The following is a 19,670-nucleotide window of genomic DNA, read 5'->3' as shown; positions in this document are numbered from 1 at the left end:
CCGCCCCAGCCATCGCCGTAGCTCCCCTTAAAGAGTTTTTGTCCAGATAATGCCCCTTTGAATCGTTCAAGAGGCATTATCTGGACAAAAACTCGATTTAGTTGTGGTTACTTGGCGACTCCGGCCAGGTCCTTGGCTGCGGCGTCTTTAAAGTAGTGCTCCAGGTCCTCAAGGCTCTTGTCCTTGGTTTCCGGGACCACCCGTTTCACCCAGACGATGGCTCCCAGCTGGATGGCCACGAAGATGAAGAACGTCGTTGAAACGCCGATCCAGGCGACCATCTGCGGGAAGAAGAAACCGATCAGGAAGTTGATCATCCACAGCACGAACACGCAGATGCCCATGCCGATGCCGCGTACGTGCAGCGGGAAGATCTCAGACATGGTCAGCCACGTCACCGTGCCGATGCAGGACTGCATGGACGCCAGGAAGGTCACCATGAACAGCAGCACCAGGTAGCCGCGCAGGGTGCTTTCGGGGATCAGCATCGAAATCAAGCCGATCGCCAGCAGCGATGATGCCGTCCCCGCCAGGCCCACAATCAGCATGGACTTCCGGCGCACCTTCGTCATCAGGGACATGCCGATGATGACGGCGACTACGGAGGTGATGCCGTTGACGACATTGGCAAGCAGGGCGCCCTGGTCCCCGAAGCCGGAGCTGGAGAGGATCGAGGTGCCGTAGTACATGATGGCGTTGACGCCGCTGATCTGGTTAATGACCGCCATGCCCAGGCCCACCACGAAGATCCTGCGGATCCATGGCACGGTAAGGTCCCGGAATGTTCCGAGCTTGGATTGGTAGTCTTCCCGGGCTGCCTGCCGCACTTCATCGAACTCCGTGGAGACGTCCGCCGGGGCGCGCGTCTTGCGCAGCACGTCAAGGACCTCGCCGAAGCGTCCGGCCGAGGCCAGCCAGCGGGGGCTTTCGGGCAGCACCAGCATGCCGAACCAGAGGACAACGGCCGGAAGCGTGGCGATGACCAGCATCCAGCGCCACACGTGGGACGCCTCGGGGAAGGCGTTGCCCAGGACGGCGTTGAACGTGAACGCCAGGAACTGGCCCGTGACGATCATGAGCTCGTTCTGGGTAACGATCCGCCCACGCTGGGCAGCCGGGGACATTTCCGCAAGGTAGACGGGGACGATCACCGATGCGCCGCCCACTGCCAGGCCCAGAACCGTCCGGGCCGCCACCAGCAGTTCGGTGGTGGGCGCAAATGAACATGCAATGGTGGAGAAGGCGAAGATGAGCGCCAGCGCCATGATGGTCTTGCGGCGGCCGAAGCGGTCAGACAACCTGCCTGCGGTAATGGCGCCGAAGGCCGCGCCGAACAGCAGGGTGGATGTAACCAGTCCTTCGGTCAGCGGCGTCAGCCCGAGGTCGCGCTGCATGAACGGCAGGGCACCGTTGATGACACCGGTGTCGTAGCCGAAGAGCAGGCCGCCGAACGTGGAGAACAGGGCCACCCGCCGCATAAACCCTTTGGGATTGGGAACCGGCGCAGCAGAACCCGCCGGACCGGCCAGCGACCGGGTAGAAGTTCCGGGGAGCGTATTTTCCGTTTGCTTCATAGGGCGGCCGCTACCTGGCTTTGGCGATGTAGTTGTTCATCGTGTCCAACTGGTAGCGGGAAACCTCCGCGGCGTTCTCGTCTTCGGCGAAGACGCTGGACACCATCACGGTGTCTTCACGGTCCAGGAAGCCGATTTCCTGCAGGCCGCCGAAGAACTCCTCCCAGTTAACGTCGCCGTCGCCAATTTTCAGGTGCTGGTGCACGCGCACGGGGTTGCCGGGCGGGTTGGTGATGTAGCGCAGGCCGTGCGAGGCGTGGTGGTTCATGGTGTCTGCCACGTGGACCAGCCGGAGCTTGTCCCCCGCGGCGCGCATGATGTCCAACGGCGCGTTCTTCATGTGGAAGCTGTGCGAGGCCACGTAGACCAGGCCGACATTTTTGGAGTTCAGGCCGCGGATGACGCGGATGGCGGCCAGGCCTTCCTCCACGAAGTCGTCCGGGTGCGGATCGATCAGGACGTCGAGGCCTTCACGCTCAATGATCGGCAGCAGCTCTTCCATGGAGCGATAGAAGGCACGCTCTGATTCCTCGGCCTTCTCCGGGCGTCCGCTGAACTCGGTGTTGATGGTGCTGACCCCGAGGTCCACGGTGATCTGGATGACGCGCTTCCAGTAGCGGACGGCGGCTTCACGGGCGTCCTCGTCCGGACCGGACCAGCGGAGCACCGGCAGGACCGAGGCGATCTCGACTCCCACGTCCTTGCAGGCCTTGCTGAGCTTGCCCACCAGTTCGTCGTCGGCCTTCGGGTGGTTGTAGAAGGGGATGAAATCGGCGTGCGGGGTCATCTGCATGTACTTGTAGCCGAGGTCCGCCACCACCCGCGGGAATTCGAGCAGGCCGTGCGAGTGGTGGAACGGCGTTGGATCAAGTGCGATTTTCACGGGGAACACTCCATTGTGGATGAGTCAGTTGTCGAACCGGGTTTTTGTCCGGATAACGCGCCCAAAAGGGCCTTGATGTCGCGTTATCTGGACAAAAACTCCTGGGGCTAACGGGCCTAGCTGTAAAGGGCAGGCTTGGCGTTCAGCTTCACGGCCACCTTCTCGCCGTTCTTCTGTGCCTCGACGCCGGCCTCGCAGCAGGCTGCGGTGGCGTAGCCGTCCCAGGCGGTGGGGCCGCCGATTTCGCCGCGGAGGGCCGCGTCCACCCAGGACTGGATTTCGACGTCGTACGCCGCGCCGAAGCGCTCTTCGAAGCCGGGCGTGACGTTGCCGCCCCAGCGGCCGGCGCTGCGGGTGTAGGGTCCCCTATCGCCGCCGATGCTGACGATGCCGTCTTCGAAGGACGCCTGCGTGGCCACTTCGTAGCCGAACTTGGCGTTGACGTAGATTTCGACGTCGGCCAGGACACCGGACTCGGTTTCCACCAGGACATGCTGGGGATCGTGCTGGCCGGCCGGGGCGTTCTTTGTGGCCTTGCCCAGGCGGACCTGCACGCTGGTGATTTCTTCGCCGGTAAAGAACCGGATGGCGTCGAACTCGTGCACCACCGAATCGTTGATCAGCATCTCGTTGGTGAAGCCCGGAGGCGTGGTGGGGTTGCGGTGCTGGTGGTGCAGCATTAGCAGTTCACCCAGCTCGTGATCCCGGATGACCTGTCCCAGGGCCGCATACTCGGCGTCGAAGCGGCGCATGAAGCCCACCTGGATGCGCTTGTGTCCCAGTGCCACCTCTGCCTCGACAATCTTCCAGGAGGATTCGGCGTCCGGGGTGAGCGGCTTCTCGCAGAGGATCGGAATGTCCTTGGCAAGGGCCTTCAACAGGATGTCCTCGTGCAGGAAGCCGGGGGTGGCAATCAAGACGGCATTGACGTCGCCGTTGTTGAGGGCCTCTTCCGCATCGGCCAAGGCCACTGCGCCCGGGATGCCTTCGATGGCTGCCTGTGCACGGGCAAGGTCGACGTCGACGACGGCGGCAACTTCAGCGCCGTGGATGCGCTTGCTGAGGCGCTGGATGTGGTCCGCGCCCATGCGGCCGGCGCCGATGACGGCGACGCGAAGGGTTTCAGTCATTGTTCTTTCCTTACGTTTCGGGTGCCTGGGCGGCTGTTAGTTGACTGCCGTGCGGGAGCCGCAGGACAGCAAGTAGTTGCGGGTGCGCTTGGCGATCGGCATGGGGACGTCGAAGGCCACTGGGTACATGTCCTGCTCCACGATGCCGAAGATGGGACGGTTCAGCGCCTCCACTGCTTCGATGACGGCGCGCAGGTCCGGCAGCCCGTTCGGCGGCTCGGTCATGACGCCGGCAAGGTTGGCCGCGGCCCAGGTCATGTTTTCCTCGTTGACTTGTCTGAGGATGTCCGGGTTGATCTGCTTCAGGTGCAGGTACCCGATGCGGTCCGGGTAGTTCTTGATGAGCTCAAGACTGGATGCTCCGCAGTATTCGGCGTGGCCGGTGTCCAGGCACAGGTTCAGGTACTTGGAGTCCGTAGCAGCCAGAAGGGTTTCGATGTCCTCCTGGGCTCCTACGTGGGAATCGGCGTGGGAGTGGAACTGCTGCTTCAGGCCGAAGTCCTCCAGCAGGGTCTTGCCCAACCGGTTGTGGCCGGCGAACAGGTCGCTCCAGGCCTTTTCGGTCAGCTGGCCGCTTTCCACTGCTTCGCCGGTGACGTCGTCGCGCCACATGGCCGGGATGACAACGATGTGTTCGCCGCCCATGGCCGCTGTGAGCTCGGCGACCTTGCGTGCCGGCTCCCAGGCGGTCTCCCACTGATCCAGCCCGCGGTGGAACGCGGTGAAGACCGTTCCTGCGGTGACTTTCAGGTCGCGCTGCTTGAGTTCTTCGGCCAGCCGGGCGGGGTCCGTCGGGAGGTAGCCATAGGGGCCCAATTCGATCCACTTGTAACCGGACTCGGCCACCTCATCGAGGAACCGCTCCCACGGGGTCTGCTTGGGATCGTCCGCGAACCAGACACCCCAGGAGTCCGGTGCGGTGCCGATGATCAGTTTGTTCTCAGTCATGACAGCAATGTCTTTCTCTGGTCTTCCGCTGGAGCGGCGTCAGTTGGAGGGGAAGTTGTACGAGGCACCCGAGGCGTGGGTGGGCTCGGGCCAGCGTGAGGTAACTACTTTGCCACGGGTGTAGAAGGAGACGCCTTCCGGGCCGTAGATGTGCTTGTCGCCGAACAGCGAAGCTTTCCAGCCGCCGAAGGAGTGGTAGGCCACCGGAACAGGCAGCGGTACGTTGATGCCGATCATGCCCACGGTCACGGAGCGCTGGAACTTCCGGGCGTTCGCGCCGGACGAGGTGAAGATGGCGGTGCCGTTGCCGTAGGGGTTCGAGTTGATCAGGGCAATGCCTGCATCCAGGTCCTCGACCCGGACCACTACGAGGACCGGTCCGAAGATCTCCTCCGTGTAGGCGGTCATTTCGGTCTTGACGTGATCCAGGACCGTGGGGCCCACCCAGAAGCCTTCCTCGTGGCCGGGGACCACCAGGTCGCGGCCGTCCACCACCATTGCGGCGCCGGCGGCTTCCGCTTCGGTGACGATCTTCACGATGCGTTCCTTGGAAGCCGGAGTGATGACCGGGCCCATTTCGGCGTCCGGCGCGGTGCCGTTGTTGACCTTGACGGCGAGGGCGCGCTCTTCGACCTTCTTGACCAGCAGTTCGGCGGCATCGCCGACGGCGACGGCAACAGAGATGGCCATGCAACGTTCACCGGCGGAACCGAAAGCAGCTGCCGCGAGGTGGTCGGCGGCGTTGTCCAGGTCGGCGTCGGGCATCACGATGGCGTGGTTCTTCGCACCGCCCAGGGCCTGGACGCGCTTGCCGTGCTTGGTGGCGGTCTCGTGGACGTACTGGGCGATCGGGGTGGAGCCGACGAAGGAGATGCCGTCCACGTCCGGGTGGGTCAGCAGGCCGTCCACGGTTTCCTTGTCGCCGTGCAGGACCTGGAAGACGCCGTCGGGCAGGCCGGCCTGCTTCCACAGCTTGGCCAGCAGCATGGAGGCGGAGGGGTCGCGCTCGGAGGGCTTGAGGATGAAGGCGTTGCCGGTGGCAATCGCCATCGGAGCCATCCACAGCGGCACCATGACGGGGAAGTTGAACGGGGTGATGCCGGCGACGACGCCAAGCGGTTCGCGGAAGGAGAAGACGTCGATTCCGGTGGAGACCTGGTCGGAGTAGTCGCCCTTGAGTAGCTGCGGGATGCCGCAGGCAAACTCGATGACCTCCAGGCCGCGGCCGATCTCGCCCTTGGCGTCGGAGAGGACCTTGCCGTGCTCGGCGGTGATCAGCTCGGCAAGATCGTCCACGTGGGCGGCGACGAGTTCGCGGAACTTGAACAGGACCGCGGTGCGCTTGGCCAGGGAGATGTCGCCCCAGCTGTCGGCGGCTTTGCGGGCGGCGGCTACGGTGGCGTCCAGGTCCGCCCGGTTGGCCAGCCGCAGCTCTGCGGAGACCGCGCCGGTGGCGGGGTTGTAGACGGGCTGGGTGCGGTCGCCTTCGCCGGCGGTCTCGGCCCCGTTGATGAAGTGGTTGATGGTGGTGGTGACGGTCGTCGTTGACATGGTGGTGGACTTCCTTGGTCTGTGGGGGAAGGGGGCTGCGTGCCTGGGGATTCAGCCGAGCAGCTTGCGCTGGCGGTTCTTGTGATCGGTGTAGGTCTTGAAGGCCTGCTGCGTGGACTCGAGCTCGGAGACCTGGGAGACAGGAACGTCCCACCACGACTCGGAGCCCGGGGCATCCAGCAGGGGGTCTGATTCGACGTGGATCAGGATGGGTCCGCCGCGCTCCGGTGCCGCCTTGGCGTCGCGGATGGCCTGTTCGAGTTCGGCGATGACCTTCTCCCCCGGTTCGATCCGGATGACCTTCACGCCAAGGCTCTCGGCATTCAGGGCCAGGTCCACCGGGAGGGTTTCGCCTTCGTCGAAGCTGTGCTGTTCCTCGTTCAGGGCGCGGTACTGGGTGCCGAAGCGCTGCGAGCCGAGGGATTCGGAGAGCGAGCCGATGGAGGCGTAGCCGTGGTTCTGGATGAGGACAACAATCAGTTTGATCCGTTCGGCGACGGCGGTGACCAGTTCGGTGTGCATCATCAGGTAGGAGCCGTCCCCCACCATGACGACGACGTCGCGCTGGGTTCCGCCTGCTGCGGCTTCGGCCAGCGCTGCGCGTTTGACGCCGAGTCCGCCGGGGATTTCGTAGCCCATGCAGGAGTAGGCGTATTCGACGTGGTAGCCGAAGGGGTCGCGGACGCGCCACATCTTGTGCAGGTCCCCGGGCAGGGAGCCGGCGGCACAGATAACGACGTCCTGGGCAGCCATGGCACGGGACGTGGCGCCGATGATTTCGTTCTGGGCCGGCAGCGGGGTGAACCGGGTGTCGAACGCTTCGTCCACGGTGGCGTCCCAGCGCTTCTTCTCGGCAGCGACCTGCTGTTCCAGGTCCGCGCCCACGCGGTAGCCGCCAAGCGCCTGGTTCAGCTTGACCAGGGCCTTGCGGGCGTCGGCCACGATCGGCAGCGTGGTGCCGTGCTTGTACGCATCGATGGCGGCGACGTTGATGTTGATGAACTTCACGTCCGGGTTCTGGAACGCGGTCCGGGAAGCGGTGGTGAAGTCCTCGTAACGGGTGCCGATGCCGATGATCAGGTCCGCTTCGGCTGCGATGGCGTTTGCCGCCGTCGTGCCGGTGGAGCCGATGGCGCCGAGGGAGAACTTGTGGTCCCATGGCAGGACGCCGACGCCGGCCTGGGTGTTGCCCACCGGAATGCCGGTGAGTTCGACGAACTTCGCGAGTTCGTCGTTGGCGAAGGCGTAGAGAACGCCGCCGCCGGCGATGATCAGCGGGCGCTTCGCGGCGCGGATGGCTTCGGCTGCCCGGCGGATGTCCTCGTCGTCGGCGTCGGGGCGGCGGATCCGCCACTCCCGTTCGGCCAGGAATTCCTCGGGCACGTCGAAGGCTTCGGCCTGGACGTCCTGTGGCAGCGAGATGGTGACGGCGCCGGTTTCGGCCGGGTCCGTCAGGACGCGAAGGCCGTGGTGGAAGGCGGAGAACAGCTGCTCCGGCCGTGAGACACGGTCGAAGAACTTGGACAGCGGCCGGAACGCGTCGTTGACCGTGATGTCGTAGGCATAGGGTTGCTCGAGCTGCTGCAGCACCGGGTCCGCGGCCCGGGTAGCGAAGGTGTCGCTGGGGAGCAGCAGGACAGGAAGCCGGTTGGTGGTGGCCAGCGCCGCCCCGGTCAGCAGGTTGGAGGAGCCGGGCCCGATCGAGGTGCTGATCGCGAAGGTCTGGCGGCGGCGGGTGTGGCGTGCGTAGCCCACGGCCTGGTGCGCCTGCGCCTGCTCGTTGCGGCCCTGGTAGTACGGCATGATCGCCGGATCCAGCTGCTGGTACTGCTTGAGCGCCTGGCCCACGCCGGCAACGTTGCCGTGCCCGAAGATGCCGAACGTTCCCGGGATCAGCCGTTCGCGGTAGTCCAGGCCGCCGATGGAGTCGACGGTGTACTGCTTGGAAAGGTATTCAACGACAGCCTGCGCCACGGTCATGCGGCGGGTTCCTGCTGTTCCAGTTCTCATCCCCATGGGACCTTACTCCGATACTTCTGCGGTGTGGGCTGATGCGGTGTGGTGAAGAAGGGACGCTGCGGTGGCCACGGCGCCGGCGACGTCGCCGTCCTGCGGGTACAGGAGGGTCCGGCCGACAGTCAGGCCCTGCACGCCGGGAAGGGCCAAGGCGGCTTCCCAGCTGGCGAACACTTCGTCCTGGGTACCTTCCGGGTCTCCGCCCAGAAGCACGGTGGGCATGGTAGTGGCGGCCATGACGCGTTCCATCTCGGCCACCACGGGCAGCTTCATCCAGGTGTACGCGCTGGTGGAGCCGAGGCCTTCGGCGATGGCGATGGACTTGATGACGGCGTTGGTGGAGAGGTCGTTGCGGACCTTGCCGTTCTGCCACACGGACAGGAAGGGCTCCACCATGGCGATCAGCTTGCGTTCGGCCAGCGAATCAATGGCCCGGGCCGTCGCCTCCAGCAGGGAGACGGTATCGGGGTCACCCAGGCAGATGCGCGTGAGCATCTTGCCGCCGTCGGCCCCTAATGCTTCCAGAGCGGACGCCGTATGGCCCGTGAAGCGGTCATCGAATTCGTTAACCAGGCCCGTGAGCCCGCCGCGGTTCATGGAGCCGAAGACCAGTTTGCCGTCGAGCGCGCCCAACAGCAGCAGGTCATCCATGATGTCCGGGGAAGCGAGGATGCCATCCACATCCGGGTTAGCCAGGGCGATCTGCAGCCGGTCCAGCAACTGCCGGCGGTCGGCCATGGCCACCGGGTCATTGCCAACCGCGAGGGCGCCGCGGGCCGGGTGGTCAGCTGCCACGATAAAGTTCTGCCGGCCATATTTGAGGCCGGGGTGCCGGCGCCGGGCCTTCGCGGCGCGGGCAACAGCGTCGGGATCCTCCAGGCGGATGGTGCTCAGGTGGGCGTAACGGCGGGGATCGTCGTCCACGCCCGCAGCGGCCGGGACGGTATCCGGGTTGGTCCGGGAAACGTTGAGAGTCACAGTACTGCTCCTTCGATGGCAAACTGCCCGTGAACCAGGCGGCCGCGTTCGGCCAGCAGCGAGGTGACCTCGTCCGGCGTCGGCATCGCGTCGGCGCAGGACAGGCGTGACGCGACAATCGCGCCGGCGGCGTTCGCGTAATCGAGGACCTCGGCGAGGCTCCAGCCGGACAGCAGTCCGTGGCAGAAGGCTCCGCCGAAGGAGTCCCCGGCGCCCAGGCCGTTGACGGTCTCCACCGGAACGGGGGCGGACACCACGCGCTCGGTGCGGGTCTTGGCCATGACGCCTTCCGGGCCGAGCTTGACGACGGCGATTTCGACGCCGGCGGCCAGGAGCCGGTCTGCCTGCTCGTCAGGGGTCCCCTCGCCCACGGCTACGGAACATTCCTTGTCGTTGCCGATGGCCACCGTGACATGCGGCAGGATCTTGGCCACCTGCTCCCGGGCTTCCTCTTCGGAGGCCCAGAACATGGGGCGGTAGTCCAAATCAAGGATGGTGTACTGGCCTTCCTTGAGCCCTTCACGCGGGCGGGCTTCGTGGGCCTTGATGTGCGCTTCACGGCTGGGCTCCTGGCACAAGCCGGTGACGGTGGACCAGAAGATCCGTGCGTCCCGGATGGCGTCAAGGTCCAGCTCTTCGGCCTTGATCTGCAGGTCCGGGGCCGTGGGGAAACGTCCGTAGAAGTACAGCGGGAAATCCTCCGGCGGCTTGATCGCGCAGAACGTGACCGCGGTGGGCCATTCCTTCACCGGCGTCACGAAGGTGTCGTCCACGTTGAACTTGCGGAGTTCGCGGTGCAGGTATTTCCCGAAGGCGTCGTCGCCGGTACGGGTGATCACTCCGGTCCGACGGCCATGCCGGGCGGCAGCAACAGCAACGTTGGACGGTGATCCACCGAGGTACTTTCCGAAGGACGTGACGTCCTCCAGATCAACCCCGATGTCGTTCGGGTAGATATCAACGCTGATGCGCCCGATCGTGAGCAGTTCGTGGGTCACGGTAATCGCGGACCTTTCTGGTTTGAACTCTGTACCTCTGAACAGATAGAGCTCCGGTGCCTGGCGGACCCCCGTGAGCGGGGCCACAACCACTACTTTGCCCTAGAATCATTGTCCTGTCAAAGGTTTGTACTGACATATTTACAACTTGGCATAGAGGTGCGCTTTAGTCTGCGCGGGGCGCCGAAACCGGGCTCATGGCGGGTCTATTTCTGCGGAACTTCCAGCTCGCCGGTGACATACTGGGCCCGCCCGAAACCGAAGGACCAGTCCCTGGCAGCGTTCTCCACATATCCAATGAACACGTCCTCGCCAGCCACACCCAGCTCCGCCAGCCTGTCCGCGATCGCGGCAAAGAGGGATTGCTTTGCTTCCTGGCTGCGGCCACCCTGGGTGAAGATCTGGATCATCACCACGTCGGACGTGCGCTCAAAGCCAAGTCCCGCGTCCTGCGCGAAGATCTGCCCGCGGGGATGTTCTGTGATGACATGAAAGTAATCACGTTCCGGAATTCCGTACTCGGCCAGGATCGCATCGTGGATCGCCCGGCTAAGCCGGCTCAGGCCTTCGGGACTGCGCCCCTGATTGACATCAATACGTACCAGCGGCACTTTAGCTCCTTGAGTAGTTTGTCCTGTCATACTAACAAACTATGGCAAGTGCTGACAAGACCTCCACAAAGGCCCTTGCTGACGATCCACTCCGGGAGTAGCCTTAAACAACCGATAGGTTGATAAAAGAATTAATTGAATACCAGCGGGATAACGGACCGGGGTGATTGGCAGGCTGTGGACACCGGCGACGACGAACTGCTCGATGCGGCCTTCCTGGCCCTTGCCGACCCCGTCCGGCGCCGCATCATCGCCCGGCTCAGCCGTGGCCCGGCCACCGTAAATGAATTGGCGGAACCCTTCGCGATCACCAAACAGGCAGTCTCGAAGCACATCCAGGTCCTCGAGCAGGCACAGCTGGTCACCCGCACCCGTGACGCCCAGCGCCGGCCCGTCCACCTGAACCCTGCACGGCTGGAGGCACTCACCGCATGGATCGACCAGTACCGGCTGGTCCGCGAGAGCCAGTTCCGCAGCCTTGACGCCGTGCTCCAATCAAACGCCGCCTCACGCGGCGCAGAGGCAAAGGACCCATCATGACCAACGCCCTGAAAGTCTCCGTTCCGGAGGGGCTGCCCTTCATTGACTTCGAGCGGGAGTTCGATTTCCCCGTGGCGGATGTCTTCCGCGCCCACAAGGAGCCCGAACTGATCGCCCAGTGGCTTGGACCGCGGCGGCTGAAGATGGATGTGGACCACTACGACTTCCGCACCGGCGGGAGCTACCGTTATACCCACACCGCACCCGACGGCGAAAGTTATGGCTTCAATGGCGTCTTCCACATTGTCCGGGAGAACGACTTCGCCATTCAGACTTTCGAATTCGACGGCTACCCGGATGTGGTGAGCATCGAGTTCCTGACCTTCGCAGACCTCGGCGACGGCCGGTGCCGGCTGACTGGCCACTCGGTCTACCCGAGCCAGGAAGCCCGTGACGGCATGGCGCAGTCCGGCATGGAAGGCGGCATGACAGAGGGCTACGAGCGGTTGGATGAGCTGCTCAGCAGCGCCAAAGTCTAAGACACAAAAGTACGACGTCGGACGGTCGCCCTCCCGGAGCAGGCGACCGTCCGACGTCGTACTTTAACCAGAAACGCGGGGCCAACCTGCCGTCCCGAAGGACGGCGGGGTGACCCCGCGTCGTAGTGCTCTGTTGTTTGGCCTAGAGGGCTGCGTAGACCTCGCGCAGCAGCTTGGCGGTTTCGGACGGCGTCTTGCCGACCTTCACGCCGGCAGCCTCGAGGGCTTCCTTCTTGGCCTGCGCGGTGCCCGCAGAACCGGAGACGATGGCGCCTGCGTGCCCCATGGTCTTGCCTTCCGGAGCGGTGAAGCCTGCCACATAGCCGACAACCGGCTTCGTGACGTGCGCCTTGATGTAGTCCGCAGCACGCTCTTCAGCGTCGCCACCGATCTCGCCGATCATCACGATCGCCTTGGTCTCCGGGTCAGCTTCGAACGCTTCGAGAGCATCGATGTGGGTGGTGCCGATGACCGGGTCGCCGCCGATGCCGATGGCGGTGGAGAAGCCCAGGTCGCGCAGTTCGTACATCATCTGGTAGGTCAGGGTGCCTGACTTGGAGACGAGGCCGATGGGGCCCTTGCCGGTGATGTTTGCCGGGGTGATGCCTACGAGTGCCTCGCCCGGGGTGATGATGCCGGGGCAGTTCGGTCCGATGATTCGGGTGACCTGCTTGCCGTTCGCGTCAACCTTGGACTGGGCCAGTGCCCAGAACTCGGCGGAGTCCTGGACCGGCACGCCTTCGGTGATGACGACGACCAGGCCGATGCCGGCCTCGATGGCTTCAACGACGGCATCTTTGGTGAATGCCGGGGGGACGAAGACGATGGAGACGTCGGCGCCGGTCTCGGCCATGGCTTCCTTGACGGTACCGAAAACGGTGATTTCGTTATCGCCGTGCAGGACCGTGGTGCCGGCCTTGCGGGCGTTGACGCCGCCCACAATGTTGGTGCCGGCCTTGAGCATCAGGGCGGTGTGCTTGGTGCCTTCGCCGCCGGTGATGCCCTGGACGATGACCTTGGAGTCCTTGTTCAGATAGATAGACATGGTGCGTCCCTTTACTTAGCTGCGTTGGCGAGCTCGGCGGCCTTGTCGGCGCCCTCGTCCATGGTGGCGGCCAGGGTAACCAGCGGGTGGTTGGCCTCGGCCAGGATGCGGCGGCCTTCCTCGACGTTGTTGCCGTCGAGGCGGACGACCAGCGGCTTGTTCGCGGAGTGGCCCAGCTCGGCCAGTGCTCCGACGATGCCCTTGGCCACGGCGTCGCAGGCGGTGATTCCGCCGAAGACGTTGACGAACACGGACTTGACCTGCTCGTCGCCCAGGATGACGTCCAGGCCGGCTGCCATGACCTCGGCGGAGGCTCCGCCGCCGATGTCCAGGAAGTTGGCCGGCTTGACGTTGCCGTGGTTTTCACCGGCGTAGGCAACGACGTCCAGGGTGGACATGACCAGGCCGGCGCCGTTGCCGATGATGCCTACTTCGCCGTCCAGCTTGACGTAGTTCAGGTCCTGCGCTTTGGCCTTGGCCTCGAGCGGATCAGCAGCGTCCTTGTCTTCAAGGTGAGCGTGCTTGGGGTGGCGGAAGTCGGCGTTCTCGTCCAGCGAGACCTTTCCGTCAAGGGCGACGATGTCGCCGGCACCGGTCTTGACCAGCGGGTTGACCTCCACCAAGGTGGCGTCTTCCTTCTTGAAAACGTCCCAGAGCTTCAGGATGACGGCGGCGACCTTGCCGCGCAGTTCCTCAGCGAAGCCGGCAGCGGCAACGATTTCGTCGGCCTTTGCCTGGTCGATACCCACTGCGGGATCGATGGCGATCTTGGCGAGGGCGTCGGGGCGTTCGACGGCGAGCTGTTCGATTTCCATGCCGCCTTCAACCGAGCACATGGCCAGGTAGTTGCGGTTGGCCCGGTCCAGCAGAACGGAGAAGTAGTATTCCTCGGCGATGTCCGCGCCCTGGGCGATCATGACCTTGTTGACCGTGTGGCCCTTGATGTCCATGCCCAGGATGTTGGTGGAGTGCTCCAGCGCCTCATCGGCGGTCTTTGCGACCTTAACGCCGCCGGCCTTGCCGCGGCCACCGACCTTAACCTGTGCCTTGACGACAGTTACGCCGCCGATCTTCTCGGCAGCTGCCTTTGCTTCTTCAGGGGTGTGCGCCACGATGCCAGCAAGCACGGGTACACCGTGCGCCTCGAACATATCGCGCGCCTGATATTCAAACAGGTCCACGGTTTAGTGTCCTTCTACGTCGAAGTAGTTTCTGTACAGCCGGACCCCACGTAATCGTGGTTACCGGGCTGCGGAATAAACGCACCCTGCGACTGGTTCGGAAACGAGCCACACGGCGCAATGCTCCTCTCGGAACTCTAGTCCTTTCTGCGGACCGGCCCGTTCCAGAGTACCCGTTATGTGAGTAAGGACACTATTCTATGGAGCGTAGAAAAACCCCTAGATTACGGGGATTTTGGGGCCTCTGACGGCGTCGCGGAGGGGTTTGCACTGTCCGCGGAAATTAGTTCGTAACGGTCCCGCGAAACGAAGAAGGCGACGCCAGCCGAGACGTTTCCGCAGGCCACGCCGCCGTTATAGGCCGAGCATCGCAGGCCGTTGCGCTCGAGGTTCTGCCCGTCTTCCAGCACGGGCAGCTGGGACACCGGCCCGTTCTTGCTGCCCTTTGGCCCGAACTCGGCCTCCATCTGGGTAACACCGGAGCGGCATTCGCCGTAGCTTGCCTTATCCGGCGTGAGCAACGCGGTGCCGCCGAGGTAGCCCAGGCCCGTGCCGGCACAGTCATCCCTGACGTCCGCAGCCTCGGGTTTGGGGTAGGCGGCAAGTTCGCAGTGCGCTACCGGGACGATTGCCAGCTTGTTGTTGGCGCCGTCGCTGTAAGCATTCTGCTCATAGGGCAGGCTGACATGCTCGCCGCGCGCCGAGGTCAGCGAGCAGACGACGCTGTGGTCGGCGGTGACGAAACTGAGCACGTCACTGCCCGCAGAGAACCGGGTTCCGTCAGCCACCGGCGTCTGCTCGAGCTGTTCCAGCGCGGGAAGCGGCGGCGGCGGAACATAGTCCGGGTCCTTCTGCGTAATGGTGCAGGCAGTGCAGGCCAGCAGGATGAGGGCGGCCAGGATCCCCGGTACAGTCCGTCGCATGCGCTCCATTATGCCGTCACCGGCTAGGAGCCGGCGGCGGGCCCTGCACCTTCAACGACGGCGGCAGCCGCCTCGGCGGGGTCCGCCAGATCAAACTGCTCACGCATCTGCACCGCCCGCCTCTTCCAGCCAGGATCCCCCAGGACGGCAGCCACCGCCCGGGCGATGTCGCCGGACCTGGGCGCCTCGGTCCGCAGGCTGATGCCCACGCCGGCGTATTCCACCCGGGCGTTGACGTCGCTCTTGCCCTCGTTGATGCCGGACACCACCAGCGGGACGCCCTTGGAGAGGCTCAGCTGCACACCGCCAAAACCGCCATTGCTGATGAACACATCCGTGTACTCGAAGACTTTGGCGAAATCCACATAATCGCGCACGATGATGTTGGGCTGCGGATATCTGGCCTTCAATTCCTCGGTCCCGCGGCCGCCGGTGGCCACGATCACCAACGCATCCATGTCCTTCACGGCTTCGAGCGCGGGACCGATCAGCTTGCCCTGGTCAATGTTGTCCACGGTTCCCTGCGTCACCACGATGGTGGCCGGGTAGGACCGCGGCCATTCGTCGTCTCCGCCCGGCACCGCCGCCGTTGAGCGGGTGGTGTCCGTCCCTGAACCGACGCCCTCCGGTGCCCGGTAGGGAAGAAGGGCGCCGACGTAGTGGACCTTCGGGTTCACGTTCCGGCGCGGGAAGTCCAGCGATTCCGTGCCTGTCTGGATGACGGCAGCCGCGCAGCGGTACGGTTCGTCGGTCAGCCGTCCCCGGCGGGGGACCTCCTGGCCGTACGCCGCGTGCTGCCGCCGGTAGCTCTGGCTGGCCGGCCGGAGGATGACCTTGTCTGACAGCAGCCCCGCGGCGGCCTGGGCGGTCTTCTCGGCCAGGTTGCGGGGCGGTCTGAAACCGAAGAAGAGCGGCGGCACCAGCGGGTCGCTTTCCATGTTGGGAATCGCCACGAACGTCACCACCGGTGTGCTCATCAACCGGGAAACCAGCCGCTGGATGAACATGGAGCTGTCCACCACGGCCACATCGAATGGGAAGTCGCTGTGGAGCTCCCGGATGTCCTCGAAGAAGTTGCTGATGTTGCTGGCAAAGATCTTTTCGCCGTCGAATCCGATGGCCCTTGGACCTTTGAGCCGGGCGCGTTCCGGATACAGCTCGTTCAGGTTGTCGCCCCGGTGCTCGATGGCGCGGCGGAACGGGAAGTGCCGAACCTCGAGCTTCCGAAGTTTGTCCTCAAAAACAGGACCCGTGTACCAGCCGACATCGTGGCCGCGCTCCCTGAGCCGCACGGCAACGCCGGTCATGGGATTGAAATGGCCGTCAATGGCCTGGCTGGCGAACAGGATCTTCATGGTCCCCCCGGACTCGCTCTGAGCCTGAGCGGCTCCGCGCCGCGAGACTGCGGCGCTATGCGTCCAGTTTGGTCAGCGGCGCGTACCTTAGCAATAGCCGCTTCTCGCCAACGCTGAACTTCACCTTAGCGACCGTCTTGTCGCCGGCGCCTTCAACGGCCAGGACCGTACCGTTGCCGAAGCTTGTGTGGTTGACCTTGTCCCCCACACTGACGGCCACCACTTCCTTTTGCGGCTGTACGCGGTTCTTCGCGACGGCAGCCGGAACGTCGGCATTGAAGCCGGCGGAAGGGCTGGCCCCCTGGCCGCGGGCCGTCCCGGCGCCCCAGAATGAACCGCTGTAGCGGCTGGACCCGATGGCGGCTCCGCTCCCCCAGCCGCTGACCTGGCGGCTGGTGCCTTCGCGACGCCATTCCACCAGCTCGGCCGGGATTTCCTCGATGAACTGGCTGGCCGGGTTGTACTGGCTCTGGCCCCACATGCTGCGGACTTCCGACCGCGTCACGTAGAGGCGCTTTCGGGCACGGGTCAGGCCCACGTAGGCCAGCCGGCGCTCCTCCGCGAGTTCCTTGGGATCCGTGGCGGAGCGCTGGTGCGGGAAGAGGCCGTGCTCCATGCCGGTGAGGAAGACCACGGGGAACTCCAGCCCCTTGGCCGTGTGGAGGGTCATGAGCGTAACGACGCCCAGCCGTTTGGCTTCCGCCACGGCGGCGTCGATATCCGCACCCGGAGCATCCGGGATTTGGTCCGCGTCCGCCACGAGGGACACCTGCTCCAGGAAGGCGCCCAGGGAACCTTCGGGGTTTTCCTGTTCGTATTCACGCACGACGGCGACCAGCTCGGCGAGGTTCTCCACCCGGGACTCATCCTGGGGATCCGTGCTGGACCGCAGCCCGGCGAGGTAGCCGGTCTGTTCCAGGACCGCTTCCAGGGCGGCCGCCGCACCGGAGCCGCTGGCCACCTCGGCGAGATCGTCCAGGAGTTTCACGAAGCCCAGCACCGCGTTGACCGAGCGGGTAGCCATGCCGGGCGCCTGGTCCGCCCGGCGTGCCGCGGCCATGAACGAGGTCCGTTCGCGTTCGGCCAGGGCTGCCACGGCGCCCTCGGCGCGGTCGCCGATGCCGCGCTTGGGTTCGTTGAGCACCCGGCGCAGGTTGACGTCGTCGTCGGGGTTCACCAGCACGCGCAGGTAGGCGAGGGCGTCCTTGATTTCCTTGCGCTCGTAGAAGCGCGTGCCGCCCACCACCTTGTACGGCAGCCCGACGCGCACCAGGACGTCTTCGATGGAACGCGACTGGGCGTTGGTGCGGTAGAAGATGGCGACGTCGCCGGGACGGAGGTTGTCCTCGTCCTGCAGCCGGTCAATTTCCTTGGCGATGAACTGGGCTTCGTCGTGCTCGTTTTCGCCCACGTAGCCGATGATTTTGTGGCCTTCCCCCTCGGCGGTCCACAGCCGTTTCTCCGGCCGGTTGGGGTTGCGGGAAATCACCGAGTTAGCGGCGGTGAGGATGTTCTGGGTGGAACGGTAGTTCTGCTCCAGCTTGATGGTGCGGGCGTTCGGGTAGTCCTTTTCAAACTCGACAATGTTGCGGATGTCCGCGCCGCGGAACGCGTAGATGGACTGGTCCGAGTCACCCACCACGGTGAGTTCGGACGCTCCGGGACCTTCGCCCACGATTTCACGGACCAGTGCGTACTGGGCGTGGTTGGTGTCCTGGTACTCGTCCACCAATACATGCCGGAAGCGGCGGCGGTACGATTCGGCGAGCGCCGGGAAGGCACGGAACATGTAGACGGTTTCGGCGATGAGGTCGTCAAAGTCCATGGCATTCGCCTGGCGCAGCCGCTGGGTGTAGCCCTTGAAGACATCGGCCACAGCGGACTCGAAGGGATCGTTGTGGTTGGCGGAGGACGAATAGGAATCCGCGTCGATGAGCTCGTTCTTCAGCGCCGAGATCTTGTGCTGGATAGCCTTGGGTGCGAATTTCTTGGGATCCAGGTCAAGGCTCTTGGACACCTGCGTGACCAGGCGGAGCGAATCCGCGGAGTCATAGATGGAGAAATTGGACTTCAGCCCAACGTTGGCGGCTTCCTGCCGGAGGATGCGCACGCAGGACGAGTGGAAGGTGGAAATCCACATGATCTTGGCGTGGCCGCCCACCAGGGCCTCGATGCGCTCCCGCATTTCCGCGGCGGCCTTGTTAGTGAAGGTGATGGCCAGGATCTCGCCATGATGTGCCCTCCGCGTGGCGATGAGGTAGGCGATCCGGTTGCTGAGCACGCGTGTCTTGCCGGATCCGGCTCCGGCGACAATGAGCAGCGCACCGCCGGTGTGTTTGACCGCTTCTTCCTGCTGGGGGTTCAGGCCCTGCAGGAGTTCGTCCACGCCGGGCAGCTTCGGACGTGACCGTTCCCCTTCGGATTCCGGCCCGCCGTTCCCGTAGCGCGCCGGATCTTCGCCGGCCCCGGGGCGCGACTTGGTGGGCGCTGCCGCTTGCGGGGCAGCCTTGAACGGTCCGTCAGCATACGGGTCAAACAACATATCCATGGTGCTACAAGTCTAAGCGGTGGGGCCGACACTAACTTCCGTGGCTACTCCACCGAGCCCGATTCCAGGGCCGCGCGGAGCTGCCGGACCGCCGTCGTGCCGCCCGCGACGAACCACTCAAGTCCGTTGATCCGGACGACGTCGGCGGTGCCGCCGGCGGCAATCACGATTGCCTTTCCTGGCAGCCAGTCCCATTCGGGGCAGCTGTGCTGGAACCAGCAGTCCAGTTCGCCGTCGGCCACCCTGCCCAGGTCACAGGATCCCGAGCCGAACATCCGCAGCGCCGCTGCGCCGGTGGCTGCGGCATGCCAGGGCATGGCGCACAGCGGGTCCGCCAGCCAGGAGGGGTGGATGTACGTTGCGGCGCCCTGCTCGGCCAGCGGCTTGAGGGTCCTGGCTCCGCCGTCCTCCTGGAAGGAAGTGAGCCGTTCACCGTTCAGGGTTGCCGGGCGCGTGGCTCCGCCGAGCCAAAGCTTGTCCTCTTCGGGCTGGAAAATGGCACCCAGGACCGTGCCGGCACTGTTCTTGAGGGCGAGCGCGGAGCACCAGTACGTGGAGCCGTGCAGGAAGTTGTAAGTCCCGTCCACGGGGTCGATCACCCAGGTCCGGCCGCTGCTCCCCTTCACGGAGGCGCCTTCCTCCCCCAGGATGCCGTCGTACGGCCGGCAGCGGCGCAGCTGCTCCAGCACATAGTTTTCGGCAGCATGGTCGGCTGCCGTGACAACGTCGGAGACCGAGGTCTTTTGGTGCCCTTCCAGGCCACCCTGGCGCATCATGAGGGCCAGCATTCCTGCTTCCCTGACCAGCGCTTCGGCCAGCTCGTAGTCGTCCAGGCCCGCGTTGAGTTCCGCAGCGCTGTGCCTGCCAAGTTTGTGTCTTCCGAGTTCCGTCACGCGTCCAGCCTATAGGT

General features: G+C 64.7%; 17 protein-coding genes. 2 read left to right on the top strand and 15 right to left on the bottom strand.

Annotated elements, in window-relative coordinates:
- Positions 1–107: 107 nt before the first annotated feature.
- From ACFVWT_RS13130 to ACFVWT_RS13090, 9 genes are all read right to left on the bottom strand, one after another.
- Entirely contained in the window at positions 108–1,574 is a 1,467-nt protein-coding gene (locus ACFVWT_RS13130) for a sugar porter family MFS transporter (protein WP_390248366.1), read from the bottom strand.
- Positions 1,575–1,584: 10 nt separating this feature from the next.
- The gene (locus ACFVWT_RS13125; protein WP_390248364.1) at positions 1,585–2,457 is read right to left on the bottom strand and encodes a sugar phosphate isomerase/epimerase family protein; all 873 of its coding nucleotides are present in this window, start codon (positions 2,455–2,457) and stop codon (positions 1,585–1,587) included.
- A gap of 116 nt (positions 2,458–2,573) precedes the next feature.
- Positions 2,574–3,587, bottom strand: coding sequence for a Gfo/Idh/MocA family protein (locus ACFVWT_RS13120; protein ID WP_390248362.1), 1,014 nt, complete (start codon positions 3,585–3,587; stop codon positions 2,574–2,576).
- A 36-nt stretch (positions 3,588–3,623) separates the two neighbouring features.
- Complete coding sequence (locus ACFVWT_RS13115; RefSeq protein ID WP_390248360.1) at positions 3,624–4,535, bottom strand: sugar phosphate isomerase/epimerase family protein; 912 nt, start codon at positions 4,533–4,535, stop codon at positions 3,624–3,626.
- 39 nt (positions 4,536–4,574) lie between these two features.
- A complete protein-coding gene (locus tag ACFVWT_RS13110) occupies positions 4,575–6,086 on the bottom strand; it encodes a CoA-acylating methylmalonate-semialdehyde dehydrogenase (protein ID WP_340532004.1) in 1,512 nt (503 codons plus the stop codon).
- Positions 6,087–6,137: 51 nt separating this feature from the next.
- Complete coding sequence (gene iolD / locus ACFVWT_RS13105) at positions 6,138–8,066, bottom strand: 3D-(3,5/4)-trihydroxycyclohexane-1,2-dione acylhydrolase (decyclizing) (protein ID WP_390248787.1); 1,929 nt, start codon at positions 8,064–8,066, stop codon at positions 6,138–6,140.
- A 42-nt stretch (positions 8,067–8,108) separates the two neighbouring features.
- The gene (locus tag ACFVWT_RS13100; RefSeq protein ID WP_390248358.1) at positions 8,109–9,080 is read right to left on the bottom strand and encodes a deoxyribose-phosphate aldolase; all 972 of its coding nucleotides are present in this window, start codon (positions 9,078–9,080) and stop codon (positions 8,109–8,111) included.
- On the bottom strand, positions 9,077–10,078 hold the full coding sequence (gene iolC, locus ACFVWT_RS13095) for a 5-dehydro-2-deoxygluconokinase (RefSeq protein WP_390248356.1): 1,002 nt from the start codon (positions 10,076–10,078) through the stop codon (positions 9,077–9,079). Before iolC ends, ACFVWT_RS13100 begins: the two co-directional genes overlap by 4 nt.
- A gap of 206 nt (positions 10,079–10,284) precedes the next feature.
- The gene (locus ACFVWT_RS13090; RefSeq protein ID WP_390248354.1) at positions 10,285–10,689 is read right to left on the bottom strand and encodes a tautomerase family protein; all 405 of its coding nucleotides are present in this window, start codon (positions 10,687–10,689) and stop codon (positions 10,285–10,287) included.
- Positions 10,690–10,866: 177 nt separating this feature from the next.
- Here ACFVWT_RS13090 and ACFVWT_RS13085 point away from each other — a divergent pair, with 177 nt between their 5' ends.
- Together ACFVWT_RS13085 and ACFVWT_RS13080 are read left to right on the top strand one after the other, a co-directional pair.
- Complete coding sequence (locus ACFVWT_RS13085; RefSeq protein ID WP_390248785.1) at positions 10,867–11,229, top strand: ArsR/SmtB family transcription factor; 363 nt, start codon at positions 10,867–10,869, stop codon at positions 11,227–11,229.
- On the top strand, positions 11,226–11,708 hold the full coding sequence (locus ACFVWT_RS13080) for an SRPBCC family protein (protein WP_390248352.1): 483 nt from the start codon (positions 11,226–11,228) through the stop codon (positions 11,706–11,708). Before ACFVWT_RS13085 ends, ACFVWT_RS13080 begins: the two co-directional genes overlap by 4 nt.
- A 142-nt stretch (positions 11,709–11,850) precedes the next feature.
- Here the strand turns inward: ACFVWT_RS13080 and sucD are convergent, their stop codons facing one another.
- The 6 genes from sucD to ACFVWT_RS13050 all read right to left on the bottom strand — a co-directional run bounded on the left by sucD (position 11,851) and on the right by ACFVWT_RS13050 (position 19,653).
- On the bottom strand, positions 11,851–12,753 hold the full coding sequence (gene sucD, locus ACFVWT_RS13075) for a succinate--CoA ligase subunit alpha (protein WP_043478543.1): 903 nt from the start codon (positions 12,751–12,753) through the stop codon (positions 11,851–11,853).
- An 11-nt stretch (positions 12,754–12,764) separates the two neighbouring features.
- Positions 12,765–13,934 carry an ADP-forming succinate--CoA ligase subunit beta gene (gene sucC, locus ACFVWT_RS13070; RefSeq protein ID WP_043478540.1) on the bottom strand — a complete coding sequence of 390 codons (1,170 nt, stop codon included), beginning with the start codon at positions 13,932–13,934 and terminating at the stop codon, positions 12,765–12,767.
- A gap of 224 nt (positions 13,935–14,158) precedes the next feature.
- A complete protein-coding gene (locus tag ACFVWT_RS13065) occupies positions 14,159–14,866 on the bottom strand; it encodes a hypothetical protein (protein WP_390248350.1) in 708 nt (235 codons plus the stop codon).
- 14 nt (positions 14,867–14,880) lie between these two features.
- A complete protein-coding gene (locus tag ACFVWT_RS13060) occupies positions 14,881–16,212 on the bottom strand; it encodes a glycosyltransferase (protein ID WP_390248348.1) in 1,332 nt (443 codons plus the stop codon).
- A gap of 55 nt (positions 16,213–16,267) precedes the next feature.
- A complete protein-coding gene (gene pcrA / locus ACFVWT_RS13055) occupies positions 16,268–18,760 on the bottom strand; it encodes a DNA helicase PcrA (protein WP_390248346.1) in 2,493 nt (830 codons plus the stop codon).
- A 44-nt stretch (positions 18,761–18,804) separates the two neighbouring features.
- Complete coding sequence (locus ACFVWT_RS13050; RefSeq protein WP_390248344.1) at positions 18,805–19,653, bottom strand: inositol monophosphatase family protein; 849 nt, start codon at positions 19,651–19,653, stop codon at positions 18,805–18,807.
- Positions 19,654–19,670 lie beyond the last annotated feature (17 nt).

Source organism: Arthrobacter sp. NPDC058288 (genome assembly GCF_042880995.1).
Classification (GTDB): Bacteria; Actinomycetota; Actinomycetes; order Actinomycetales; family Micrococcaceae; genus Arthrobacter.
This window is presented reverse-complemented; position numbering and strand designations above follow the sequence as displayed.

Coding starts and splice junctions, on each gene's coding strand:
- ACFVWT_RS13130 (WP_390248366.1), bottom strand. CDS start 1,574: ATGAAGCAAACGGAAAATACGCTCCCCGGAACTTCTACCCGGTCGCTG.
- ACFVWT_RS13120 (WP_390248362.1), bottom strand. CDS start 3,587: ATGACTGAAACCCTTCGCGTCGCCGTCATCGGCGCCGGCCGCATGGGC.
- sucD (WP_043478543.1), bottom strand. CDS start 12,753: ATGTCTATCTATCTGAACAAGGACTCCAAGGTCATCGTCCAGGGCATC.
- ACFVWT_RS13080 (WP_390248352.1), top strand. CDS start 11,226: ATGACCAACGCCCTGAAAGTCTCCGTTCCGGAGGGGCTGCCCTTCATT.
- pcrA (WP_390248346.1), bottom strand. CDS start 18,760: ATGGATATGTTGTTTGACCCGTATGCTGACGGACCGTTCAAGGCTGCC.
- ACFVWT_RS13065 (WP_390248350.1), bottom strand. CDS start 14,866: ATGGAGCGCATGCGACGGACTGTACCGGGGATCCTGGCCGCCCTCATC.
- ACFVWT_RS13060 (WP_390248348.1), bottom strand. CDS start 16,212: ATGAAGATCCTGTTCGCCAGCCAGGCCATTGACGGCCATTTCAATCCC.
- ACFVWT_RS13115 (WP_390248360.1), bottom strand. CDS start 4,535: ATGACTGAGAACAAACTGATCATCGGCACCGCACCGGACTCCTGGGGT.
- iolD (WP_390248787.1), bottom strand. CDS start 8,066: ATGACCGTGGCGCAGGCTGTCGTTGAATACCTTTCCAAGCAGTACACC.
- ACFVWT_RS13110 (WP_340532004.1), bottom strand. CDS start 6,086: ATGTCAACGACGACCGTCACCACCACCATCAACCACTTCATCAACGGG.